Annotated in this window: 20 protein-coding genes; 2 read left to right on the forward strand and 18 right to left on the reverse strand. The window is 41.3% G+C overall.

What is annotated here, in order from left to right:
• Positions 1-3: 3 nt before the first annotated feature.
• The 12 genes from IEV27_RS12545 to IEV27_RS12600 form a co-directional block, all read right to left on the reverse strand.
• A complete protein-coding gene (locus IEV27_RS12545) occupies positions 4-792 on the reverse strand; it encodes an enoyl-CoA hydratase/isomerase family protein (protein ID WP_188377843.1) in 789 nt (262 codons plus the stop codon).
• A gap of 17 nt (positions 793-809) precedes the next feature.
• Complete coding sequence (locus tag IEV27_RS12550) at positions 810-2,582, reverse strand: acyl-CoA dehydrogenase FadE (protein WP_188377844.1); 1,773 nt, start codon at positions 2,580-2,582, stop codon at positions 810-812.
• Positions 2,579-3,310 carry a 2-phosphosulfolactate phosphatase gene (locus IEV27_RS12555; RefSeq protein ID WP_188377845.1) on the reverse strand — a complete coding sequence of 244 codons (732 nt, stop codon included), beginning with the start codon at positions 3,308-3,310 and terminating at the stop codon, positions 2,579-2,581. The genes IEV27_RS12550 and IEV27_RS12555 overlap by 4 nt, the downstream gene beginning before the upstream one ends.
• The gene (locus IEV27_RS12560; RefSeq protein WP_188377846.1) at positions 3,303-4,367 is read right to left on the reverse strand and encodes a phosphotransferase family protein; all 1,065 of its coding nucleotides are present in this window, start codon (positions 4,365-4,367) and stop codon (positions 3,303-3,305) included. The genes IEV27_RS12555 and IEV27_RS12560 overlap by 8 nt, the downstream gene beginning before the upstream one ends.
• Positions 4,368-4,378: 11 nt before the next feature.
• On the reverse strand, positions 4,379-4,777 hold the full coding sequence (locus IEV27_RS12565) for an acyl-CoA thioesterase (protein WP_188377847.1): 399 nt from the start codon (positions 4,775-4,777) through the stop codon (positions 4,379-4,381).
• 13 nt (positions 4,778-4,790) lie between these two features.
• Positions 4,791-5,663, reverse strand: a complete 873-nt coding sequence (locus IEV27_RS12570; protein ID WP_188377848.1) for a 3-hydroxyacyl-CoA dehydrogenase family protein — start codon at positions 5,661-5,663, stop codon at positions 4,791-4,793.
• Positions 5,660-6,271, reverse strand: coding sequence for a TetR/AcrR family transcriptional regulator (locus IEV27_RS12575; protein WP_229735277.1), 612 nt, complete (start codon positions 6,269-6,271; stop codon positions 5,660-5,662). The genes IEV27_RS12570 and IEV27_RS12575 overlap by 4 nt, the downstream gene beginning before the upstream one ends.
• Complete coding sequence (locus tag IEV27_RS12580) at positions 6,265-7,044, reverse strand: SDR family oxidoreductase (RefSeq protein ID WP_188377849.1); 780 nt, start codon at positions 7,042-7,044, stop codon at positions 6,265-6,267. Before IEV27_RS12580 ends, IEV27_RS12575 begins: the two co-directional genes overlap by 7 nt.
• 3 nt (positions 7,045-7,047) lie before the next feature.
• Positions 7,048-8,262 (reverse strand): acyl-CoA dehydrogenase, encoded by a 1,215-nt coding sequence (locus tag IEV27_RS12585; protein WP_188377850.1) that lies wholly within the window; start codon positions 8,260-8,262, stop codon positions 7,048-7,050.
• A 435-nt stretch (positions 8,263-8,697) separates the two neighbouring features.
• Positions 8,698-8,961 (reverse strand): DUF4190 domain-containing protein, encoded by a 264-nt coding sequence (locus IEV27_RS12590; RefSeq protein ID WP_188377851.1) that lies wholly within the window; start codon positions 8,959-8,961, stop codon positions 8,698-8,700.
• On the reverse strand, positions 8,958-9,209 hold the full coding sequence (locus tag IEV27_RS12595) for a DUF2651 family protein (RefSeq protein WP_188377852.1): 252 nt from the start codon (positions 9,207-9,209) through the stop codon (positions 8,958-8,960). Before IEV27_RS12595 ends, IEV27_RS12590 begins: the two co-directional genes overlap by 4 nt.
• 120 nt (positions 9,210-9,329) lie before the next feature.
• On the reverse strand, positions 9,330-10,808 hold the full coding sequence (locus IEV27_RS12600) for a catalase (RefSeq protein WP_188377853.1): 1,479 nt from the start codon (positions 10,806-10,808) through the stop codon (positions 9,330-9,332).
• Positions 10,809-11,089: 281 nt separating this feature from the next.
• Here IEV27_RS12600 and IEV27_RS12605 point away from each other — a divergent pair, with 281 nt between their 5' ends.
• Complete coding sequence (locus IEV27_RS12605; RefSeq protein ID WP_188377854.1) at positions 11,090-12,190, forward strand: NADH-dependent flavin oxidoreductase; 1,101 nt, start codon at positions 11,090-11,092, stop codon at positions 12,188-12,190.
• 15 nt (positions 12,191-12,205) lie between these two features.
• Here IEV27_RS12605 and IEV27_RS12610 read toward each other — a convergent pair whose 3' ends face one another.
• From IEV27_RS12610 to IEV27_RS12630, 5 genes are all read right to left on the reverse strand, one after another.
• Positions 12,206-12,976, reverse strand: a complete 771-nt coding sequence (locus IEV27_RS12610) for a nucleotidyltransferase domain-containing protein (protein ID WP_188377855.1) — start codon at positions 12,974-12,976, stop codon at positions 12,206-12,208.
• 372 nt (positions 12,977-13,348) lie between these two features.
• Positions 13,349-14,611, reverse strand: coding sequence for a glutamate-5-semialdehyde dehydrogenase (locus IEV27_RS12615; RefSeq protein ID WP_188377856.1), 1,263 nt, complete (start codon positions 14,609-14,611; stop codon positions 13,349-13,351).
• A 211-nt stretch (positions 14,612-14,822) separates the two neighbouring features.
• Positions 14,823-15,956: a glutamate 5-kinase gene (gene proB, locus IEV27_RS12620; protein ID WP_229735289.1), complete on the reverse strand. Its 1,134-nt coding sequence runs from the start codon at positions 15,954-15,956 to the stop codon at positions 14,823-14,825.
• Between the two features lie 57 nt (positions 15,957-16,013).
• Positions 16,014-16,856 (reverse strand): pyrroline-5-carboxylate reductase, encoded by an 843-nt coding sequence (gene proC / locus IEV27_RS12625; protein ID WP_188377857.1) that lies wholly within the window; start codon positions 16,854-16,856, stop codon positions 16,014-16,016.
• Positions 16,857-17,168: 312 nt separating this feature from the next.
• Complete coding sequence (locus IEV27_RS12630) at positions 17,169-17,492, reverse strand: thioredoxin family protein (RefSeq protein ID WP_188377858.1); 324 nt, start codon at positions 17,490-17,492, stop codon at positions 17,169-17,171.
• Between the two features lie 83 nt (positions 17,493-17,575).
• On the opposite strand from IEV27_RS12630, the gene IEV27_RS12635 reads away from it, so the two are divergent.
• Positions 17,576-18,103, forward strand: a complete 528-nt coding sequence (locus IEV27_RS12635; protein WP_188377859.1) for a class I SAM-dependent methyltransferase — start codon at positions 17,576-17,578, stop codon at positions 18,101-18,103.
• A 135-nt stretch (positions 18,104-18,238) separates the two neighbouring features.
• On the opposite strand, the gene IEV27_RS20110 is transcribed toward IEV27_RS12635, so the two are convergent.
• Positions 18,239-18,376 (reverse strand): hypothetical protein, encoded by a 138-nt coding sequence (locus IEV27_RS20110; protein ID WP_373868100.1) that lies wholly within the window; start codon positions 18,374-18,376, stop codon positions 18,239-18,241.
• Positions 18,377-18,400: the final 24 nt, after the last annotated feature.

Consider the following 18,400-nt stretch of genomic DNA (forward strand, 5'->3'; position numbering starts at 1 on the left):
TCCTTATTTCCCAACAAACTCGGGTTTTCTTTTTTCTTTAAATGCTTGAACGCCTTCTTTATGATCAACGGTATCAATCATCATCGTTTGTGTTATTCTTTCTTGTTCCAATATATCAGCAAGGTCTGCACGCTCAGCACGATCTACAAGCTTTTTCATCATACCTAGCGCACGTCCTGGTCCTTTCGCCAGTTCTACTGCATAACTCATCGCTCCTTCTTCAAGATCAGAGAGCGGGAATACTCTATTGACTAATCCCCATTCTACAGCCGTTTCAACGGGTATTGGATCTCCTCTAAATAAAAGCTCCTTGGCTCGATAGGGTCCAAGTATTCTAGATAGAAAGTAATGTCCCCCTCCATCTGCTACAAGTCCTACTTGAGCAAAGCTAAGTACAAACTTGGTGTCTTCTCCTGCCAATATTTGGTCACATGCCAAAGCTAAATTAAAACCAGCTCCAGCCGCATATCCATGCACGACAGCAATTATAGGCTTCGCTAAATCTTTCATCATTAAAATCAGTTTATTTAACTCTCCGACATGGTCGTATAGATGACTCGAAGTAGCAGAGCCCATACTTTTTACATCACCGCCGGCAGAAAAGGCACGACCTGATCCTGATAATACAACGGCTTTTACCTCTTGGTTATGTTCCGCTTCTTTAAGAGCATGCTGCAAACCTAAAATCATCTCATCCGAAAATGCATTTAAACTTTCAGGGCGATTCAATACACACGACATGACCGGTCCATTCAAGCTCACGCTTACATGTTCGTTACCTAATTTACTCATCTATCCCCACTCCTTCGTTATGAAATATATTGTTTTTCCTCAATTAAAACTTTAGCAATGGAGCGTTGTCGTTCAATCGAATCTTCAAATTGATACTCACTTAATAATAAGGCCAGGTTTCGCAAAGCCTTTCTGCGCTCTTCTCCATTTAATAAATAGGAAAGGAGTTCACCTGAGGTTTGCTGAACTTCAAAAGCCTTTTTCTCTAAGAAAATGAAGGCCATGTCTGTTTTTAGTCCAGCTTGTCGATCAGAAGATTCAATGGCTTTCATCGTACGAAGGATCACTGATTCACTTTCATAAATAGCTATGGCCAGGTCGGCCAGCTTCATTAACGTTTCTTGCTCTGTCTGAATCGCGTTTCCAAATACTTTATAAGCGACGCCGGCAGATACTAGATACAGATCTTTAAATAAGCGGACGGCCTGTTGTAATTTTTCTAAAGGTCCTGGAAAACCTTCCTTGGACCCCTCCCGTAAAGATTGATTTGCCTTTTCCATGAGGGTTTCGGCGTCAAATTCTTGTTTTGCTGCTTTTTTGTAAAAGCTCCCTGGAATCAGCAGCCTATTAATTTCGTTGGTGCCTTCGAAAATACGGTTAATGCGCGAGTCTCGATAAGCTTGTTCAATGGGGTAGTCCTTTATAAATCCTGCTCCTCCGTGAAGTTGAAGGGATTCGTCAACAATGTAGTCTAAAGTTTCTGAGCCCGTGATTTTGCAAATAGCTGATTCCAGAGCGTGTTCGTTCATAGCTTTAGCGATGGAGGAATAATCATTTGAATCTTCAAATTTTCCTAATGCACTCTCAATATACCCGGCTGTACGGTATAGCAGTGATTCTGTTGCATAAATTCTTGCCGACATTTGTGCGAGCTTTTGTTTTGTCGCATTAAACTGGGCAACGGTATGGCCAAATTGCTTACGTTCTGTCGTATGTTCAAGAGCTAGTTTGAGACTGTATTTCGCTGCTCCCATCGTAGCGAATCCTAAGTTAAATCTCCCGAGGTTTAATACGTTTAAGGCGATTAGGTGACCCTTCCCAACTTCGCCAAGAAGATTCTCTTCTGGAACCTCGCAGTCTTCCATTACTACTGAACATGTAGAAGATCCTTTTATTCCCATCTTATCTTCTTCAGGTCCAATGGATAATCCCTTGAAATCACGCTCAATGATAAAGGCAGTAAAAAACTCACCATCGACTTTAGCGTATACGATGAAAGTATCAGCAAAAGAAGCATTCGTAATATAAATCTTTGTGCCATTTAAGATGTAATGAGTTCCAGCTTCATTAAGTACCCCCGTTGTTTTAGCAGATAAAGCGTCCGATCCTGCTTCCGGCTCAGTTAAACAATAAGCGCCAATAAATTCTCCGCTCGCTAATTTAGGTAAGTATTTCTCCTTTTGTTCAGGGGTTCCGAAATATGTGATTGGAAGAGTGGCAATACACGTGTGATTGGAATGAGCAACGCTATACCCGCTTGCATTCCCTAACGCTTCACCAACGATTCCTTTGCTTACTTTATCTAATCCCAAACCACCGTATTTCTCTGGAATGCTGTGGCCTAGCAATCCAAGATCACCCGCATGCTTCATTTTCCTGCTGACTAATTGAAAATCGCCGGCTTCAATTTGTTTACGATAAGGGTGTATTTCCCGGGCAATAAACTGTCGAGCTGTGTCAGCGATCATTTTATGCTCATCTGAACGATCTTCAGGAGTGAAAATTAAATCGGGAATAATTTCTGAAATGAGAAAGTCTCCACCCTTGATCGTTGCCTGTACTGGATTCATCTTTCTACCTCCTTAATTTGTCGGGTTGACGGATCAAATTTTCCTATCGTATGAAGAATGCCTTCTTGAGCAACAGATTTAATCTCATTTTCGTCCATGCCCAATTCCATTAAAATCTGACCAATTTTAGTCGCTCGCAGCAGCTGAAATGGAGAAATAGACAATCCATTGTAGAAAAGCAAAGCCGTTTGGGCTGAGTCTGACAATTGAAAGGAACCTTTTTCTACTAAATAGGATAGAAGACTGCCAGCACCATAGAAGTCTTCCATTGTAAAATGTCCGCTTGTACCTGAACATACAAGTACAATCGTTTCTTCAAGATGTTGTTCAATTAAATAGTTAGCCATTTCACGGTTATTTAATAAGGAAGAAGTGTACAGATGATCAGCTTGACTTGAGCGATTAATCGCCACCGTCCCATTCGTAGTGGAGAGAATTAAATGGCTCCCTTTTACAATTGGGTTTAAGAAACTTCGCAATGGATGATGGAAGCCTTCAATTGTCCTTCCTTGCTCTTCTCCAGCCAATACATAAGGTTCACTAATGGACTTTGCTTTTTCTCTTGCCTGGGCTTGGTCATACACAGGAATGACAGAACGGGCACCATCTGCTAACGCTGCAGTAATCGTAGAAGTAGCAAAGAGCACATCAAACACGACGGCAACTTTTCCCTTCATTTGCTCTGGCTTAATATCTTCTTTTTTAAAAATCAGTTGAATATTACCCATCAGCTAACCCCGCCGTTCGTTCCGCATGTGTAATGAGATTATTAACAAAAACGTTCATTTCTGCAAACCTTGGATCATTGGTTTGACCTTTTTTGTAGCGATAATAAATCTGCTGTACAATTCCTGCTAATTTAAAGTAAGCAAATGTAAGATAGAAATGAATCTCACTTACGTCCCTTCCACTTTTAGCAGCATAAGATTCGATAAATTCTTCACGAGTATAAAAACCTGGTTTTACGGTTAGAGGAGGTTTGCCTAATCCTGTTTGCAGCAATGCAGGGTCATCGCTTTGAATCCAGTAACTCATGGCTGCTCCTACATCAGCTAATGGATCACCGACCGTCGTCATTTCCCAATCAAACAGACCAACCATATTTCCATTTTCATTAAACATCGCATTGTTAAGCTTATAGTCATAATGAATGATGGAAGCTTCTTGGGAAGTAGGAATATGTTGTATTAACCATTTCTTTAAATCTTCTGCGTGCACTACATCATCTGTGATCGCCTTCTCATAACGTTTGATCCATCCATGAACTTGCCTATCCATAAAGCCCTCGGGTTTTACCATAAGACGCAGATCCGTACTTTCAAAATCAATGGCATGCAGTTCCACTAAGCGCTCTACCATCGTTTCAGATAGTTTCCTTCCCAATTCAGGCGTCCCTTTTATCTCACTTGGAAATTCAGTATCAAATACGAGACCGTGGCGGCGTTCCATAATGAAGAATGGCTTACCTAGTACGTCTCCTTTGTTAAAGGCATAAGGCTTTGGGGCTAAAGGATAGACTTTATGAAGCGCTTTCAAAATTTCGTATTCTCTTTCCATATCATGAGCTTTAGGAGCGACTGGTCCCATCGGTGGACGACGTAAAACAGCCTGCCACTCCCCTACGGTTAGTTCATACGTTAAATTAGAATGTCCCGCACCAAACTGCCTCACTTGTAAAGGATGATGAGGAAGGTCCGGTATACTTTCGTGGAGAAACTTTTCTATTTGAGAAACGTCTAACTCTTCCCCCTTTCTAACTTCACGTGTGTCAAGTGTACGCATCATGGAGATCCTCCTTAATTAGCGGCCAGTTGATAGGCTTCTAATTGTTTTTTCATTTCGGCAGACATCGGCTGGCTAACCTGTTCTTCAAAGTCAAATTGCACAATTACTGATATACCTTTCGCGACGAGTTCTCCTGTTGTTTTTTCATACATGTCCTGCTCAAGATGGAAGCTTGCATTTCCTATTTTCACAACCCCGCTTTTAATAACAAGATGCTGCCCATAGTACACCTGTTTTAGAAAGTCACACTTCGTCGAGGCTAAAATGAAATTCCAATCTTCATCCACAAGTTTTAAATCGTTAAAAAACCTAATTCGGGCATCTTCCATATAAATAAAGAAGTTATTGTTATTGACGTGCCCTAATAAATCGGTTTCACAGAACCGGACTTGAATTTCAGTTTCATGCATTATGTCCACTCCCTCAATTTTTCACTTTTTTCTCATACTCATAAAATCCTTTTCCGGTTTTACGACCTAATTCCCCCGCTTCGACTTTATCAATTAGCGTTTGAGATGGTTGGTCGCTCGGATTACCTGTCTCTGAATACTGTTGCTTCATGACGTAATATCCAACGTCAAGTCCGGATAAATCCATTAATTCAAAAGGACCAATTGGGTGACGCAGTGCTTTTCTCGTAATCTTGTCGATGTCTTTGAAGTCTGCATAACCACCTTCATATAAAGCCATCGCTTCTTTTTGAATAGCAAAAAGAATACGGTTTGCAATAAACCCGGATATTTCTTTTTGTAAAAGTACTGCGGTTCGATTCATGCGCTCACATACATCCATGGCAAGCTGAGCAGCTTCTTCAGAGGTGTGCTCCCCTTTTACGACTTCTACACAGTCCATAACTAAAGGAGGGAAGAAAAAGTGCATATTGCATACTTTTTCTGGACGTGAAGTGACATCTGCTATTAAAGAACTGACAATGGTTGAAGAATTCGTTGCTAAAACAGTGTGACGGGGAACAATGGCGTCAAGCTGCGCGAACACTTCACGCTTTACTTCCAGCTTCTCTACTACGGCTTCAATTACTAAATCAGCTTCTTCTGCAGCTTCATGCAGCTCAGTAGTGAAGTACAAGTTTTCAAAAGCCTTGTCTCGCTGTTCATGTGTAATTTTCTCTTTTGCTACCCATTTGTCTATAATATCAATCAAGCTGATTTTTGCTTTTTCTAACGCTTTGCCTTGAAGATCCTGTAAGTTTGTTTTGAACCCTGCTAGTGCACTTAGCATTGCAATTTGGTGCCCCATAGATCCGGCACCGACCACCGTTACATTTTGTACATTCATTTCTTCCCCTCCTCGATTCCTTGCAAAATGATGTTCATATAAATATTTGTTAATTCTTGCTCCTTCACTTCTCCCCCTGGCTCATACCAAAAATAACTCCAATTCGCAATTCCTAAAATGGCATAAGAGAGCATGTCTGCTCGCAAATCTGAACGAAACTCTCCTTTAGAGATTCCTCCTTCAATTATTTCTTGAATATTTTTTTGAAACTGATCCCGTTTTGGCAGAATTTCTTTCGTTTTTGCCTCACTCAAATGCCGCATTTCTCTAAAAAAGACCATTGCACTATCTACGCCTTCTGCTATATTCAAAATCATCATTTCTACTACTGCATACAGTTTTTCTTTATAGGAATAATTTTCAGTCTGCATGATTTTTCGTTGTTTATGAAGCAAACCTGATATAAAAGTGTCGTGAATATACACAAGTACGTCTTCTTTACTTTTAAAGTAATAATAGAAGGTCCCCTTCGTCATTCCGTTCGCCTCGACAATGTCCTTTATTGAAGTCTCCCTGAATCCTTTACGTCCAAATAGAGCAATACACGTGTCGATCATCTTTTCTTTCATTGGAAGTTCAGCTCTTTTGACACTCTCCTCCTTTAACATGAAGCATGCATTCCTCCATCAACGACGAGAACATCTCCCGTGACGTAATTTGAAGCGTTGGATGCGAGGAACAATGCTGCTCCCTTTAGGTCTTCTTCGCTTCCAAAACGCCCGAGAGGTGTGCGATCTAATATAAAATCGCCGCCTTGCTCTAGAACACCGCGTGACATTTTTGTTGGAAAGAACCCTGGTGCAAGTGCATTGACCTGGATGTTCTTAGCCCCCCACTTCACAGCTAAATCTTTCGTAAACGTAATTACAGCTCCCTTACTGGCATTGTAGCCAACTGTATCCATAAATCGTGGATCAGCCCCACCCAAGCCAGCAACAGACGCAATGTTAATGATTTTCCCAAACTCTTGTTTCACCATAACTTCTCCTACTTTTTGTGACATAAGAAATGTGCCCGTCACATTCACATTCATTACTTTTTGAAAAGCTTCTAAGGGCATATCTAATGCAGGCGCCCCCCATGTTGCCCCGCTGTTATTTACTAAAATATCGATCGTCCCAAATGTTGCTACTGTTTCGTCCACTACCTTTTGAATATCTTCAGGATCCGTTACGTTACAGCTAAGTGCCAATGTTTGTACCTGCATTTCCTTTTCTAGTCTTTGGGCTACCTCTTCACAAGCTTCTTTTTTTCTTGAACATAAAACTACATTGGCTCCGGCTTCCGCCAACCCTTCAGCAATTTGTTCTCCTAACCCTCGTCCGCCTCCTGTAACAATGGCTGTTTTTCCTTTTAAGTTAAATAAGTCCATGACATGCATTTTTTATCGCTCCTTATATTTTGATAGTTCAAGCTTAGCAATTTGCCTGCGATGAACTTCATCAGGTCCATCAGCCAGCCTTAATGTTCTTGAATTGGCCCATTGAGCAGCTAATGTAAAATCATTGCTTACTCCGGCTGCACCATGCGCTTGAATCGCACGATCAATCACTCGTAAGGCCATATTTGGCGCAACCACTTTGATCATTGCGATCTCTGTCTTTGCCGCTTTATTCCCCACCGTATCCATCATGTAAGCAGCTTTTAACGTTAGAAGACGAGCCTGTTCCAGTTCAATTCTTGAGTCAGCAATCCATTCACGAATCACCCCTTGATCAGCTAAAGGCTTATGAAATGCGATTCTTCCTTGTATACGCTTACATAATTCTTCAAGTGCACGTTCTGCTGCTCCAATCAACCTCATGCAATGGTGAATCCTTCCCGGTCCTAGACGGCCTTGGGCAATTGCAAACCCTTTTCCTTCTCCCCAGATCATGTTTGCAGCAGGCACACGAACGTTATCAAAATCAATTTCTCCATGACCATGAGGGGCGTGATCATACCCAAATACAGGGAGCATTCTGTTAATGGATACACCTGGTGTGTCTAAGGGCACTAGAATCATAGACTGCTGCTCGTATTTATTAGCTTCAGGATCTGTTTTCCCCATGAAAATAGCAATCTCACAACGTGGATCTCCTGCTCCAGACGACCACCATTTTCGGCCGTTAATGACATATTCATCCCCGTCCCTTTCAATACGTGCTTCAATATTTGCTGCATCAGAAGAAGCCACATCTGGCTCAGTCATTGAAAAGCAGGAACGAATTTCACCGTTAAGTAAAGGAGTTAACCATTTTTCTTTTTGTTCATCGCTGCCATATCGGGTCAGAACTTCCATATTACCCGTATCAGGGGCGTTACAATTAAACACCTCTGGAGCTAATAGAGAACGTCCCATAATTTCGCATAAGGGAGCATATTCAATGTTGGTTAAACCCGCACCATATGTACCATCAGGAAGAAAAAGATTCCACAGCCCCTGCTCTTTGGCCTTTGCTTTTAGCTCCTCTATAATGGGCGGTACCTGTGCCCACCTGGAGTCCTGTTGATTTAACTGTTCTTCGTATACTTTCTCATTGGGGTAAATGTATTTATCCATAAAATCCGTGATTTTCTGACTGTAAGAGAGTACTTTATCTGAATAATCGAAGTTCAAAATTGTTGATCTCCTTTCCCGGCCGCAACATACCAACCGGTTAGTATGTAGTTTCCATTTTATCCCGATAATTCTGATAATTCAAGCAATAAATGAATTGTTATTCATTTATTGCTAATAAAATTGTGGAGAACCCCCTTGTTTTCCGCAAGCTTTTTTCTTGCCGCCAGGAGCGAAGGACCCTTCCCTTTCCGCGGACGAGCGCCCGAGCTTCCTCACGAAACCCACGCTCGATGATCTCGGTGCACTCATTCTTCCGCAGGAGTGGAAGGGGTCCTCGCTCCTTGAACGTTCCTTAAGACAATAAAAAAACACTCCTTCACCTATCTCACCTTGGCTAAATGGAGGAGAATCTTCATCATGTTCTGGCAGGCATTTGTCATCAGCGGTAGTTCTCGATCGTTTAGTATTTTATTAGCTCAACGCTCTTTCGTCCTAAATAAATGATGTGAAATTCCAGAAGAGCAACGTGCCAAAGATGAGAGATAGAATAATAAATAGCTGCAAAGAAATTCCTATAATCGAACAAATCATTCCGCCTTTTGCCATCCCTGCATGCTGGCCTTCAGTTTCAGGATTTTTCACTACTTTTCTGCCATATATTACACCCATCACCCCAAGAATTAACCCGATGACTGGAAAGAAAATCGATAGAATCCCTAAAATTAAAGAAGCTAAGGCCGCGCCTTTTACATTCATACCGTCATTCCCCTTTTATTATTTGTTATTAAATGACGTGTAATCCCTCCACTCACTAGAGATAAGAAAGTATATACGAGGACCCAAGTAAAAAAAGATAGATTATAAATTGTTCCCATCATCACGATTGAGCATAAGGCTACAATACACGGCATCATATACATATTTTTAAAAATCCATGCGCCTAACACGCCTAGGATAGCAGCTATGATCGGGTACACGACTATTAGTAAGATAAAAGTTTCCATCTCCTTCTCATCCCTTTCTCAAAACCTTATTTGTCCTAGTTTCTATAAACGTTTCTCATCTCCTTCCTTTTACACAAAAAAGCCTAACCTTCCACTAGAAGGTTAGGCTATAGTTTAATTTTAATAGACAGTGTGACCAACATATTGATCAAGGTTGATATTTGATTTCTCTGCTAAAGTCTTACCTAGACTTTCATCCGCTTGGTAGAAGTTAGCGATCATTCGTCCCACAATATCACGGTCTTCGATTTGATCAAAGTCCATCATAATGTTACGGATGAGCCCTTCTTTTGTTTGTTCATCATAACTGCGATAAATACGTCCAGCCTGTCCGAAATAATTTGGTTTATCAATAATTTCACGACCAGCTGTTCCGTTAATAGGCTGCGGCGGCTCCTCATAACCTTCAACAGGAGCAGGCTCTCCACTATGGCTGTTCGGTTCATAGTTTACGTGACGGATACCCGTGTCTCTAGCCATAAAGCCTTCTTGCTGATTATTGTTCACGTCTCCTTTTGGACGGTTAATTGGCAGCTGCTGATAGTTTGGACCTACGCGATGGCGCTGTGTGTCAGAATAGGAGAACAAACGCCCTTGAAGAAGCTTATCCTCAGACGGCAGCATACCAGGTACTAGCACCCCTGGGTTAAAACCAACTTGCTCCGTCTCTTCAAAGAAGTTGTCTACGTTTTTGTTTAGTGTCATCGTCCCTACGAGCTCCCAAGGTACATCTTCTTCTAACCAGTCTTTTGTTGCATCAAGCGGGTTAAAGTCAAAATCATTTAACTCATCAGGACGCAATACTTGAACATAAAGATCCCATTCTGGATAGTTGCCTTCTTCAATGGCATTGTAAAGGTCGACTGTCGCATGGTTAAAGTCTTCCCCTTGAACCTCTTTCGCCGCATCAGGGGTTAAGTTCTTAATCCCTTCTTTAGGATCCCAGCGAAGCTTAATGTAGAAAGTCTCTCCTTGATCGTTATACCACTTAAACGCATGAACACTTGATCCGCGCATATTACGGTAAGTTGCAGGGATTCCTTCATCTGTAAACAAGTGAAGCATCATGTTCGTCGTTTCAGGTGAAAGAGACATGAAATCCCAATAACGCGCTGGGTCTTGTACGTTTGTCACAGGATCAGGCTTAAGGGAGTGAATGACATCCGGAAACTTAATCGCATCACGAATAAAGAAGACAGGCAGCGTGTTCCCCACAAAATCATAGTTCCCTTCATCAGTATAAAATTTCACAGAAAAGCCTCGCGGGTCACGTGCCGTTTCAGGTGAATGCTTACCGTGAATTACCGTGGAGAAACGTGTAAATACCGGGGTTTCTTTTCCTTCCTCTTGTAAAAAGTCCGCTGTTGTATATTTGCTCATACTGTTCTTTGTAACAAAGACACCGTGCGCTCCCGCTCCTCGTGCGTGGACAACACGCTCTGGGATACGCTCACGGTCAAAGTGAGCAATTTTTTCAATCATTTGATAGTCTTCTATAAGTATAGGGCCATTTCTACCTGCTGTTCTAGAATTTTGATTATCAGAAATAGGCACACCTTGGTTGGTCGTCATACGTTTCTTGTTATTTTTATCTGACATAATACCCTCTCTTTCTTCTTGTTCTTAGATTTGCCCACCACAAGTTTCTCGACCTAATGAGGGCTGCATAAGTGAAGTACCCTCCAGTATCCATAGCAAAACTACTTTTTAATAATTATAATCTGAAAATCTTTAAAAATTATTAAAAAATACCGTGATGGCTTGATGCAATCAACTATCTAAACGATAAATTTCTTTGTAATTGATAAGCAACTTAAGGGACAGTTCTATCATCACATGCTAAACTGTGATTGTTCTTACAGATAAGGAGGCCTATTTAGATGCAATTGTCACAATCATTTACACTGCCATCAGGTGTGGAGTTGAAAAACCGAGTATTAATGGCACCCATGACGAATTTCTTATCCAATGATGATGGGACCGTGTCACTCAATGAACTCGATTATTACGCACGCCGTTCAGGTGGCGTTGGAGCAGTAATTACAGCATGTGCTAATGTAAATGCCCAAGGAAAAGGATTCGACGGTGAAATTGGGGTCGACCGCGATGACCTTATTCCTGGACTTAGAAAGTTAGCCGCAAGTATACATGAACAAGGCTCAAAAGCCATTCTACAAATTTACCACGGAGGAAGAATGTGTCCTCCTCATCTTGTTCCTCATAATGAGACAGTTAGTGCCAGTGCAGTTGCTCCCGAACGAGAAGGTGCGGTTACACCAAGAGCATTAACAGAAGAAGAAATTGAACAAACAATATTTGATTTTGGTGAAGCTACACGTCGAGCTATAGAAGCTGGTTTTGATGGAGTGGAAATCCACGGGGCTAACACGTACTTACTTCAGCAATTCTTCTCTCCCCATTCTAATCGCAGAGATGATCAGTGGGGTGGCAATGTTCGCGATCGTATGAATTTCCCGCTGGCTGTTATAGAATCTGTCACTAAAACGGTGACTGCTCATGCCAATGAACCATTTGTGGTCGGCTATCGCTTATCACCTGAAGAACGTGAAGAGCCAGGAATTACAATGGAAGATACTCTTCAGTTCATTGATGTGTTGACTGAGCAAAACTTAGATTACCTGCACATCTCTTTAAGTCAATTCCATCAGCCTTCAATGAGAGAAAAAAATCCAACAAAACCAGTCATTAAACAAATCGCAGAGCGAGCAGGTCAAAAAGTTCCAGTCATGGGTGTAGGCTCACTTTATACACCTAACGAGGTTGAAGAAGCTTTAGAAACCGTGCCTCTTATCTCTTTAGGCCGTGAACTTTTAATTGAACCTGACTGGATGCAGAAAATCGAATCAGGGGAAGCCATACGTACGAAAATGCCGAAAGAACCTAGCGAAGATATTCTTATCCCTGAACCGATGTGGACAAAAATTATGAGCGTTCCAAACTGGATCCCAGTAGAAAAGTAAACAAGCCCGCCCTTATTATGGGCGGACTTGTTTTATTTCGTTAATCATCCTGCTTAGAAATGAAATGGTGTATTTTGATTCAGGAAGAGCCTCCTTAATCCAATCAAATTCACGGTCTAAGAGTTCAGCAATCATGATAGCTGCACGAGAATGACCTTTAATCGTCATTTGCTCATAAATATCTTTAAAAGTGAACACAACCTCACCACACATAGATCTCTCCACCGTCTTTAAGCCCAGCTGGGCCCGCTCTGGACAAAACTTTTGTAAAAGTACCTTCGCTAGATTTTCCATGACGTTATTCAAAATTTTAGCCGACCAGAGATCATTTTCCCGACCAGCTGACTTTATATATTGGAGCAGAAAAAATGCTGTGTCATCCACCCTATCTACAAATTCCTGATCTGAGAGTGTAAGGTGCTGCTGCTTTCTATACTTCTCCATTCGCTGGTCAGGATCATACAACACTTTAAAGTAATCTTTAAGTATAAGCGTTTCATCTGTAACTGTGAACAAATCGACATGAAGCAAATTATCATACACCGCAATGACCTGCGGAGCAATAATAAAAATATCATCTTGAAAAATCATCTCTCGATACGCTTCTAAATGACGGACTCGCTTAGGAAGAAATCCTTCTTCATCATCCACTAGTACGTATAAATCCACATCCGACTGTTCATCTTCTTCCCCTCGTCCCATCGAACCTTTTAAAAAGACAGCTTTTACTAAGTGATCTTTCTTCAAACTTTTAGTTATCATTTGCACAGCTTCATGTTGACGCATTCCAGCCCCTCCTATACGCTTATTACACCATCATAACCTAAATATTGGGTGATGAGAATTTATAGTAAGAAAGAAGGGCAGTGATTTTATTAAAAGGAATAGAACTCTATCAGATCTACAGGGACCAGCTTCTGTAAAAGTAGCCCGGAAGTTATTAAAAGAAAGTTGTAAACACAATTCTGCGCCTACTCAATCAAAGAAATATTATTTGGATTTGTGAAAAGTAGTTAAGTCGCTATGTTTTTTGTTAGGGCGTTATCTGATTCAGATCAGTCGTTATCTCACCCAGTCAGGGCGCTATTCCCATCATCACTCCAACAAAAAAGACAAAAAAGAAGAGAAGCATTCGCTTCCCTTCCACTTTCAGAATAATTATCGAGTTTGACCGTTGCCCTTCATTAAGAACTTAACGGTAGTTAACGCTGGCAGCCCCATTGGTCCACGCGCGTGCAGCTTCTGAGTTGAAATTCCGATCTCTGCACCGAAACCTAGTGCTCCGCCATCTGTGAAGCGTGTAGATGCGTTATGATAGATAGCCGCTGCGTCAACAAGGCTTAAGAATAGATGAGCCGTGTCATCATTTTCGGTCACAATCGCTTCTGAATGCTTCGTGCCATACGTTTCGATGTGGCCGATCGCTTCGTTGACATCACTTACTGTTTTAACAGCGATATCTGTGCTCAAGTATTCGTTCGTCCAGTCTTCATGACCTGCAGGAACGGCTCCTGGAATAACGCTTACTGCTTTTTCATCGCCATGAACGTTAATTCCATTCTGCTGTAGTGCATCTATTAAAGCTGCACTATGCTTCTCAAGCCAGTCTTCATGAACGATTAAGGTTTCTGCTGCGTTACATACAGCTGGACGGTCTGTTTTTGCGTTCACCAGAATATCGATTGCTTTTTGAACATTGGCTTCTTTATCGACATAGATGTGGCAGTTTCCAACTCCTGTTTCAAGTACAGGTACGGTAGCGTTCTCTACTACAGCTTGGATTAACTTGCCTCCGCCACGCGGGATAAGCACGTCGATGTGTTCTTTCATTGTAAACAGTTCATTCGTGGCTGCACGGTCTGTACTAGCAATAAACTGCACAGCTTCTTTTGGTATCTTTGTTTCAGCGAGTCCTTTGTGGATTACATCTACAATGGCACCGTTCGAGTTAATGGCAGATGATCCACCTTTAAGCACGATCGCATTCCCAGATTTCAATGCAAGTCCTGTTGCATCGACTGTCACATTCGGACGAGCTTCATAAATCATACCGATTACCCCGAGAGGTACAGTTACTTTTTCAACTTGAAGGCCATTGTCTAACGTCCAATCTGAAAGAATGTTACCCGTTGGATCTTCAAGCTTTGCTACTTCACGCAACCCGTTAGCAAAATCTGCAACACGCTCTTTGGATAAAGATAGTCGATCCATAAAAGCTTCAGAAAATCCTTTTTCTTTCCCGTTTGCCAGATCTTTCTCGTTTGCCTCTAAAATGGTTTCGTATTCTCTCTCTAGAACATCTGCTAGGTGGTTCAGCGCTTCATTTTTCTCGCTTTCTGAAAGTACCAATAGTGATTTCGAAGCTTTTTTTGCTTCAATTGCTTGTTCCTCAACGTTCACATTACCTTTTATTAGTGTCATCCAAGACCTCCTTGAAAATTTGGACCCACATGGAGTAGGATCAATCAATGTTGGCACACTCGAACTACTTCGTTGGTTTTACATCGCAGAAAAAGACTTTGTCTTTTTTGAGGACGTGCCGTTTTTAGCCGTAATCCAGTTCAATACTTGAGTATATCCACCTTCGTGAAGAGAAATCCCTTCACAAAGGTGTTTTGCTTATGAGCTTTCCTTACACGCCTACTGGCAATTTAACTTCTAAGTGACAAACTAAATCTTTACTTTCAATAGCGGCCATTTCATACGAAGCTAGTTCCTCTTCCGTAAGCCCGATCATTTGCTCAAGCTGTTTAGAGGAATAGTTAACAACGCCTAGACCCACTTCTTCACCTGTAAGATCATAGATACGCACAACTGCGCCTTTCTTAAAACGACCATTCACGTGGTGAACGTTTACCGGCAATAGATTTTCTCTTTGATCTACGATCGTTTCTCTAGCCGCATGATCAATAGTTACTTCCCCTTCAGGACCGGAGTTAAACGCGATCCACTGTTTCTTCTGGTTTAAGTTTTCACCTTCAGGGGTAGGTTCAAAGTACGTTCCTACTGCATTACGATAAACAGCATCGTAAACAATACTTTCGGTACTTGCTTTCCCTAGGAATGAAGTGATTCCTGAAGCCATCGCAATTTTGAATGCGTCAATCTTAGACTTCATGCCTCCTGTTCCTACGTCGCTGCCTGGATCTCCAGCGGCAGCTTCAATTTTTGGAGTAATTTCGTGGACTGTATCAAGAAGTTTAGCATTGCTGTCTTTTCGAGGGTCTGCATCGTACAGTCCATCTATATCTGAAAGGATGATAAGTTCATCCGCATCAACTAAGCCCGCCACTTTGGCAGATAACGTATCATTATCTCCAAACTTCAAGCGGTCAATTGTAATCGTATCGTTCTCGTTAACAATAGGGATAATGCCGCGATCTAGCAGCACATTAATTGTATTTCGCGCATTGTTGTAACGATCTTCATCTGAAAAGTCACTGCGCGTAATTAAAATTTGAGATCCCATATAACCATGAGATAAGAATAAATCAGAATATGATTCCATGAGTAACCCTTGGCCAACGGACGCTGCGGCTTGTTTTTCTGGTAAGGAATCTGGACGAGTGAGGCAGCCTAGTTTACGGTAACCTGCTGCAACTGCACCAGATGATACAAGCAATACCTCGTGCCCATCATCTTTAATTCGTACAACTTCATCTACTAATTTTTCAAGCTTCCGGCGGCTAATCTCTCCGTGAAGACTTGTTAATGAACTACTGCCAATTTTAATAACTACACGTTTCTTGTTCGTGCCGTTAACCAATTTATCACTCCTATTTGTACTGTTTTGTCTATGAGTTCGTTTCATTGTTTTATCCATTTATTTAGATCCGACGAGCATTCCTTCTAGTTCTTTGCTCATTTCTTTAGAACGGCTTGCTGCTCCTTTGATTGCTTCAGAGATCGCTTCTCCTCCACCTGCTTGATGAAGAGCATCAAGTCCAGCTGCTGTTGTACCATTTGGAGATGTTACATTTTCTCGAAGTTCAGATGGACTTTCATCACGCTCAAGCATCATTTTTGCGGCACCTAGTAGTGTTTGAGCTCCAATTTCACGTAATGTTTCGCGATCCATTCCTTCTGCATTTCCTGTTTCCTCGATGTGCTCCATTAAATAGTAGAAATAAGCTGGTCCGCTTCCCGCAATCCCTGTGAAGACGTCCATTTTATCTTCTTCAATGACGAAAACTTCCCCAATGGATTGCAGCAATTCTTTAGCAACCATTACGTTATCCATAGCTGCGTATTGACCAGGGCAAATCGCTGTTGCTGATTCCCTAAGCATGCTTGATGTGTTTGGCATCACGCGAATAACTTGCTGTCCGTCATTTAAGCGTTCCTCCATATAAGAAGTAGAAATACCAGCTAATACGGAAACAAGCACTTGGTTCGGGTCAATACGGTATTTTAAATCTTCAAGAACTGCATCTATATCTTTAGGCTTCATTGCCAAAATGAATTGATCAACTTCACCATAATTTAAATCATCTTTTAAAACAGTGCGTACACCATATTTACTTTGAATTTCATTTAAACGATTTTGATTGCTTCTATTCGTCACGATAATTTGATGAGCAGGAATGTTTCCAGACTCAACCATTCCAGAAATCATAGCTTCTGCCATAGATCCTGCACCTAGAAAAGCAATTGTTTGTTTAATCATTTGGGTTACATCTCTCCCGTTCGCGTTTTTTGTTCGCTCTAATCAATGACGTTTTTTATCATAACACTAGTAAAAACTAGTTCAAGGGTTATTTGGCAAGTCATGTCTATATCGTCCAATTAGTGAGCGTAAACGGTTTCATGGAGAGATATTTCCATTTCATCGCTTCTCATCGCAAATAATTACGACTCACGCGCTTATATGGAGATTGTTTTTCTGGAAAATCCAAGTAGGTAGGGAGTGAATCTTCTAAACCTTCGTTCATAGTAGGCTTTTAGACTAAAAAAAAGACCCTCTCAATGGAGAGCGCCTCTATCGGATAAGTTGATTATATTTAACGAGCTTTTCATGTAATTCTCCTAAGGGGACAAAACGTGCCATTCGTTCAAGTTCTTTTCCTTCAGAAAGTAAAATGACGACAGGCACAGTAAAAACTGTATACTCCCCTGCGATTTCTTTGACCTCCGCTGCATCTACATGAATCGGCCGGATCCTCGAAAAATCTGTCAATAAATCCTCTACTTGCGGCAGTAGGGAATGACAAACCGTACAACCCGGTTGTGAAATGTACACAAGGGATAACATTTCCTGATTTACATGTTCGCGAACTTCTTCTATTGAATGAGCTTGCTTCATGACATTCACCTCTCTTCTATTATACCAGCTATCTCTTCCGTGATAATCCTACATGATTTATACTAAACAAAAGAGGTGACCCGATGTCCATCATAAGCATTTTTTTAATACTTTTTATGATCACAATAACTTTACTTATTTTAATTGATTCTGCCAAAAACGGAATTACACCTACCCCCACCACTTCTAAAGAAAAAGCTGCAGCTCTTAAAATTTCTGAGTCTTTGCACCCATCGAGTATAGCAGACTTAGGAGCGGGATTCGGTACGATGGCTTTTCCGCTAGCTAAACAATTCCCCGATGCAAAAGTTGTAGCCTATGAAACGGCTACCATCCCATGGATCTTTTTACTTATTAGACGTATCTTCCAACCGCGTACAAACCTGAGCATACGCCGAAAAAATTTTATGAAAGAAGACTTATCAAGTTATGATCTCTTATATACGTATTTGTATCCTAAAGCAATGGATCAACTACAAGATAAAATCAGCCACCAGCGCACAACAATGATCTCCAATTGTTTTGCTATGCCTGACTGGAAGCCATCTTTAATTTGGCCAGTGGAATCAAAAGTAAATTACAGCTCCATTTATTTATATAGAAGAAACTAGTGGAATGTGTAAGTCATCCACTCAAGTTTTCTTTTGGGAGATTACTGTAAATCACTCGCCGGGGGCTGCTGATGTCTTTTCAATGATAGAAATAGACAGCCCCGTAAATAACTTTTCCAAAGCATTGATCTTCACTTATGAATTTTCAATGACAATTAACGTAAGAACTAATATACTTCCTACACCAAATGTCACCCATATGTTCTTCCCTGACACTGGCTGAATAAGTAGTGAACCGATCGCAATCATAATCACCGTTTGCGCCAAAGTCATCTGAGAAACCGACTTCCTGCCTGC

It is taken from the genome of Halobacillus andaensis (assembly GCF_014636475.1).
Taxonomy (GTDB): domain Bacteria; phylum Bacillota; class Bacilli; order Bacillales; family Halobacillaceae; genus Halobacillus_A; species Halobacillus_A andaensis.

What these genes read in the sequence shown, in the direction of transcription:
- IEV27_RS12545 (WP_188377843.1), bottom strand. Translation starts at nt 792, where the DNA reads ATGAGTAAATTAGGTAACGAACATGTAAGCGTGAGCTTGAATGGACCG.
- IEV27_RS12550 (WP_188377844.1), bottom strand. Translation starts at nt 2,582, where the DNA reads ATGAATCCAGTACAGGCAACGATCAAGGGTGGAGACTTTCTCATTTCA.
- IEV27_RS12555 (WP_188377845.1), bottom strand. Translation starts at nt 3,310, where the DNA reads ATGGGTAATATTCAACTGATTTTTAAAAAAGAAGATATTAAGCCAGAG.
- IEV27_RS12560 (WP_188377846.1), bottom strand. Translation starts at nt 4,367, where the DNA reads ATGATGCGTACACTTGACACACGTGAAGTTAGAAAGGGGGAAGAGTTA.
- IEV27_RS12565 (WP_188377847.1), bottom strand. Translation starts at nt 4,777, where the DNA reads ATGCATGAAACTGAAATTCAAGTCCGGTTCTGTGAAACCGATTTATTA.
- IEV27_RS12570 (WP_188377848.1), bottom strand. Translation starts at nt 5,663, where the DNA reads ATGAATGTACAAAATGTAACGGTGGTCGGTGCCGGATCTATGGGGCAC.
- IEV27_RS12575 (WP_229735277.1), bottom strand. Translation starts at nt 6,271, where the DNA reads ATGTTAAAGGAGGAGAGTGTCAAAAGAGCTGAACTTCCAATGAAAGAA.
- IEV27_RS12580 (WP_188377849.1), bottom strand. Translation starts at nt 7,044, where the DNA reads ATGCATGTCATGGACTTATTTAACTTAAAAGGAAAAACAGCCATTGTT.
- IEV27_RS12590 (WP_188377851.1), bottom strand. Translation starts at nt 8,961, where the DNA reads ATGAATGTAAAAGGCGCGGCCTTAGCTTCTTTAATTTTAGGGATTCTA.
- IEV27_RS12595 (WP_188377852.1), bottom strand. Translation starts at nt 9,209, where the DNA reads ATGGAAACTTTTATCTTACTAATAGTCGTGTACCCGATCATAGCTGCT.
- IEV27_RS12600 (WP_188377853.1), bottom strand. Translation starts at nt 10,808, where the DNA reads ATGTCAGATAAAAATAACAAGAAACGTATGACGACCAACCAAGGTGTG.
- IEV27_RS12605 (WP_188377854.1), top strand. Translation starts at nt 11,090, where the DNA reads ATGCAATTGTCACAATCATTTACACTGCCATCAGGTGTGGAGTTGAAA.
- IEV27_RS12610 (WP_188377855.1), bottom strand. Translation starts at nt 12,976, where the DNA reads ATGCGTCAACATGAAGCTGTGCAAATGATAACTAAAAGTTTGAAGAAA.
- IEV27_RS12615 (WP_188377856.1), bottom strand. Translation starts at nt 14,611, where the DNA reads ATGACACTAATAAAAGGTAATGTGAACGTTGAGGAACAAGCAATTGAA.
- proC (WP_188377857.1), bottom strand. Translation starts at nt 16,856, where the DNA reads ATGATTAAACAAACAATTGCTTTTCTAGGTGCAGGATCTATGGCAGAA.
- IEV27_RS12630 (WP_188377858.1), bottom strand. Translation starts at nt 17,492, where the DNA reads ATGAAGCAAGCTCATTCAATAGAAGAAGTTCGCGAACATGTAAATCAG.
- IEV27_RS12635 (WP_188377859.1), top strand. Translation starts at nt 17,576, where the DNA reads ATGTCCATCATAAGCATTTTTTTAATACTTTTTATGATCACAATAACT.
- IEV27_RS20110 (WP_373868100.1), bottom strand. Translation starts at nt 18,376, where the DNA reads ATGACTTTGGCGCAAACGGTGATTATGATTGCGATCGGTTCACTACTT.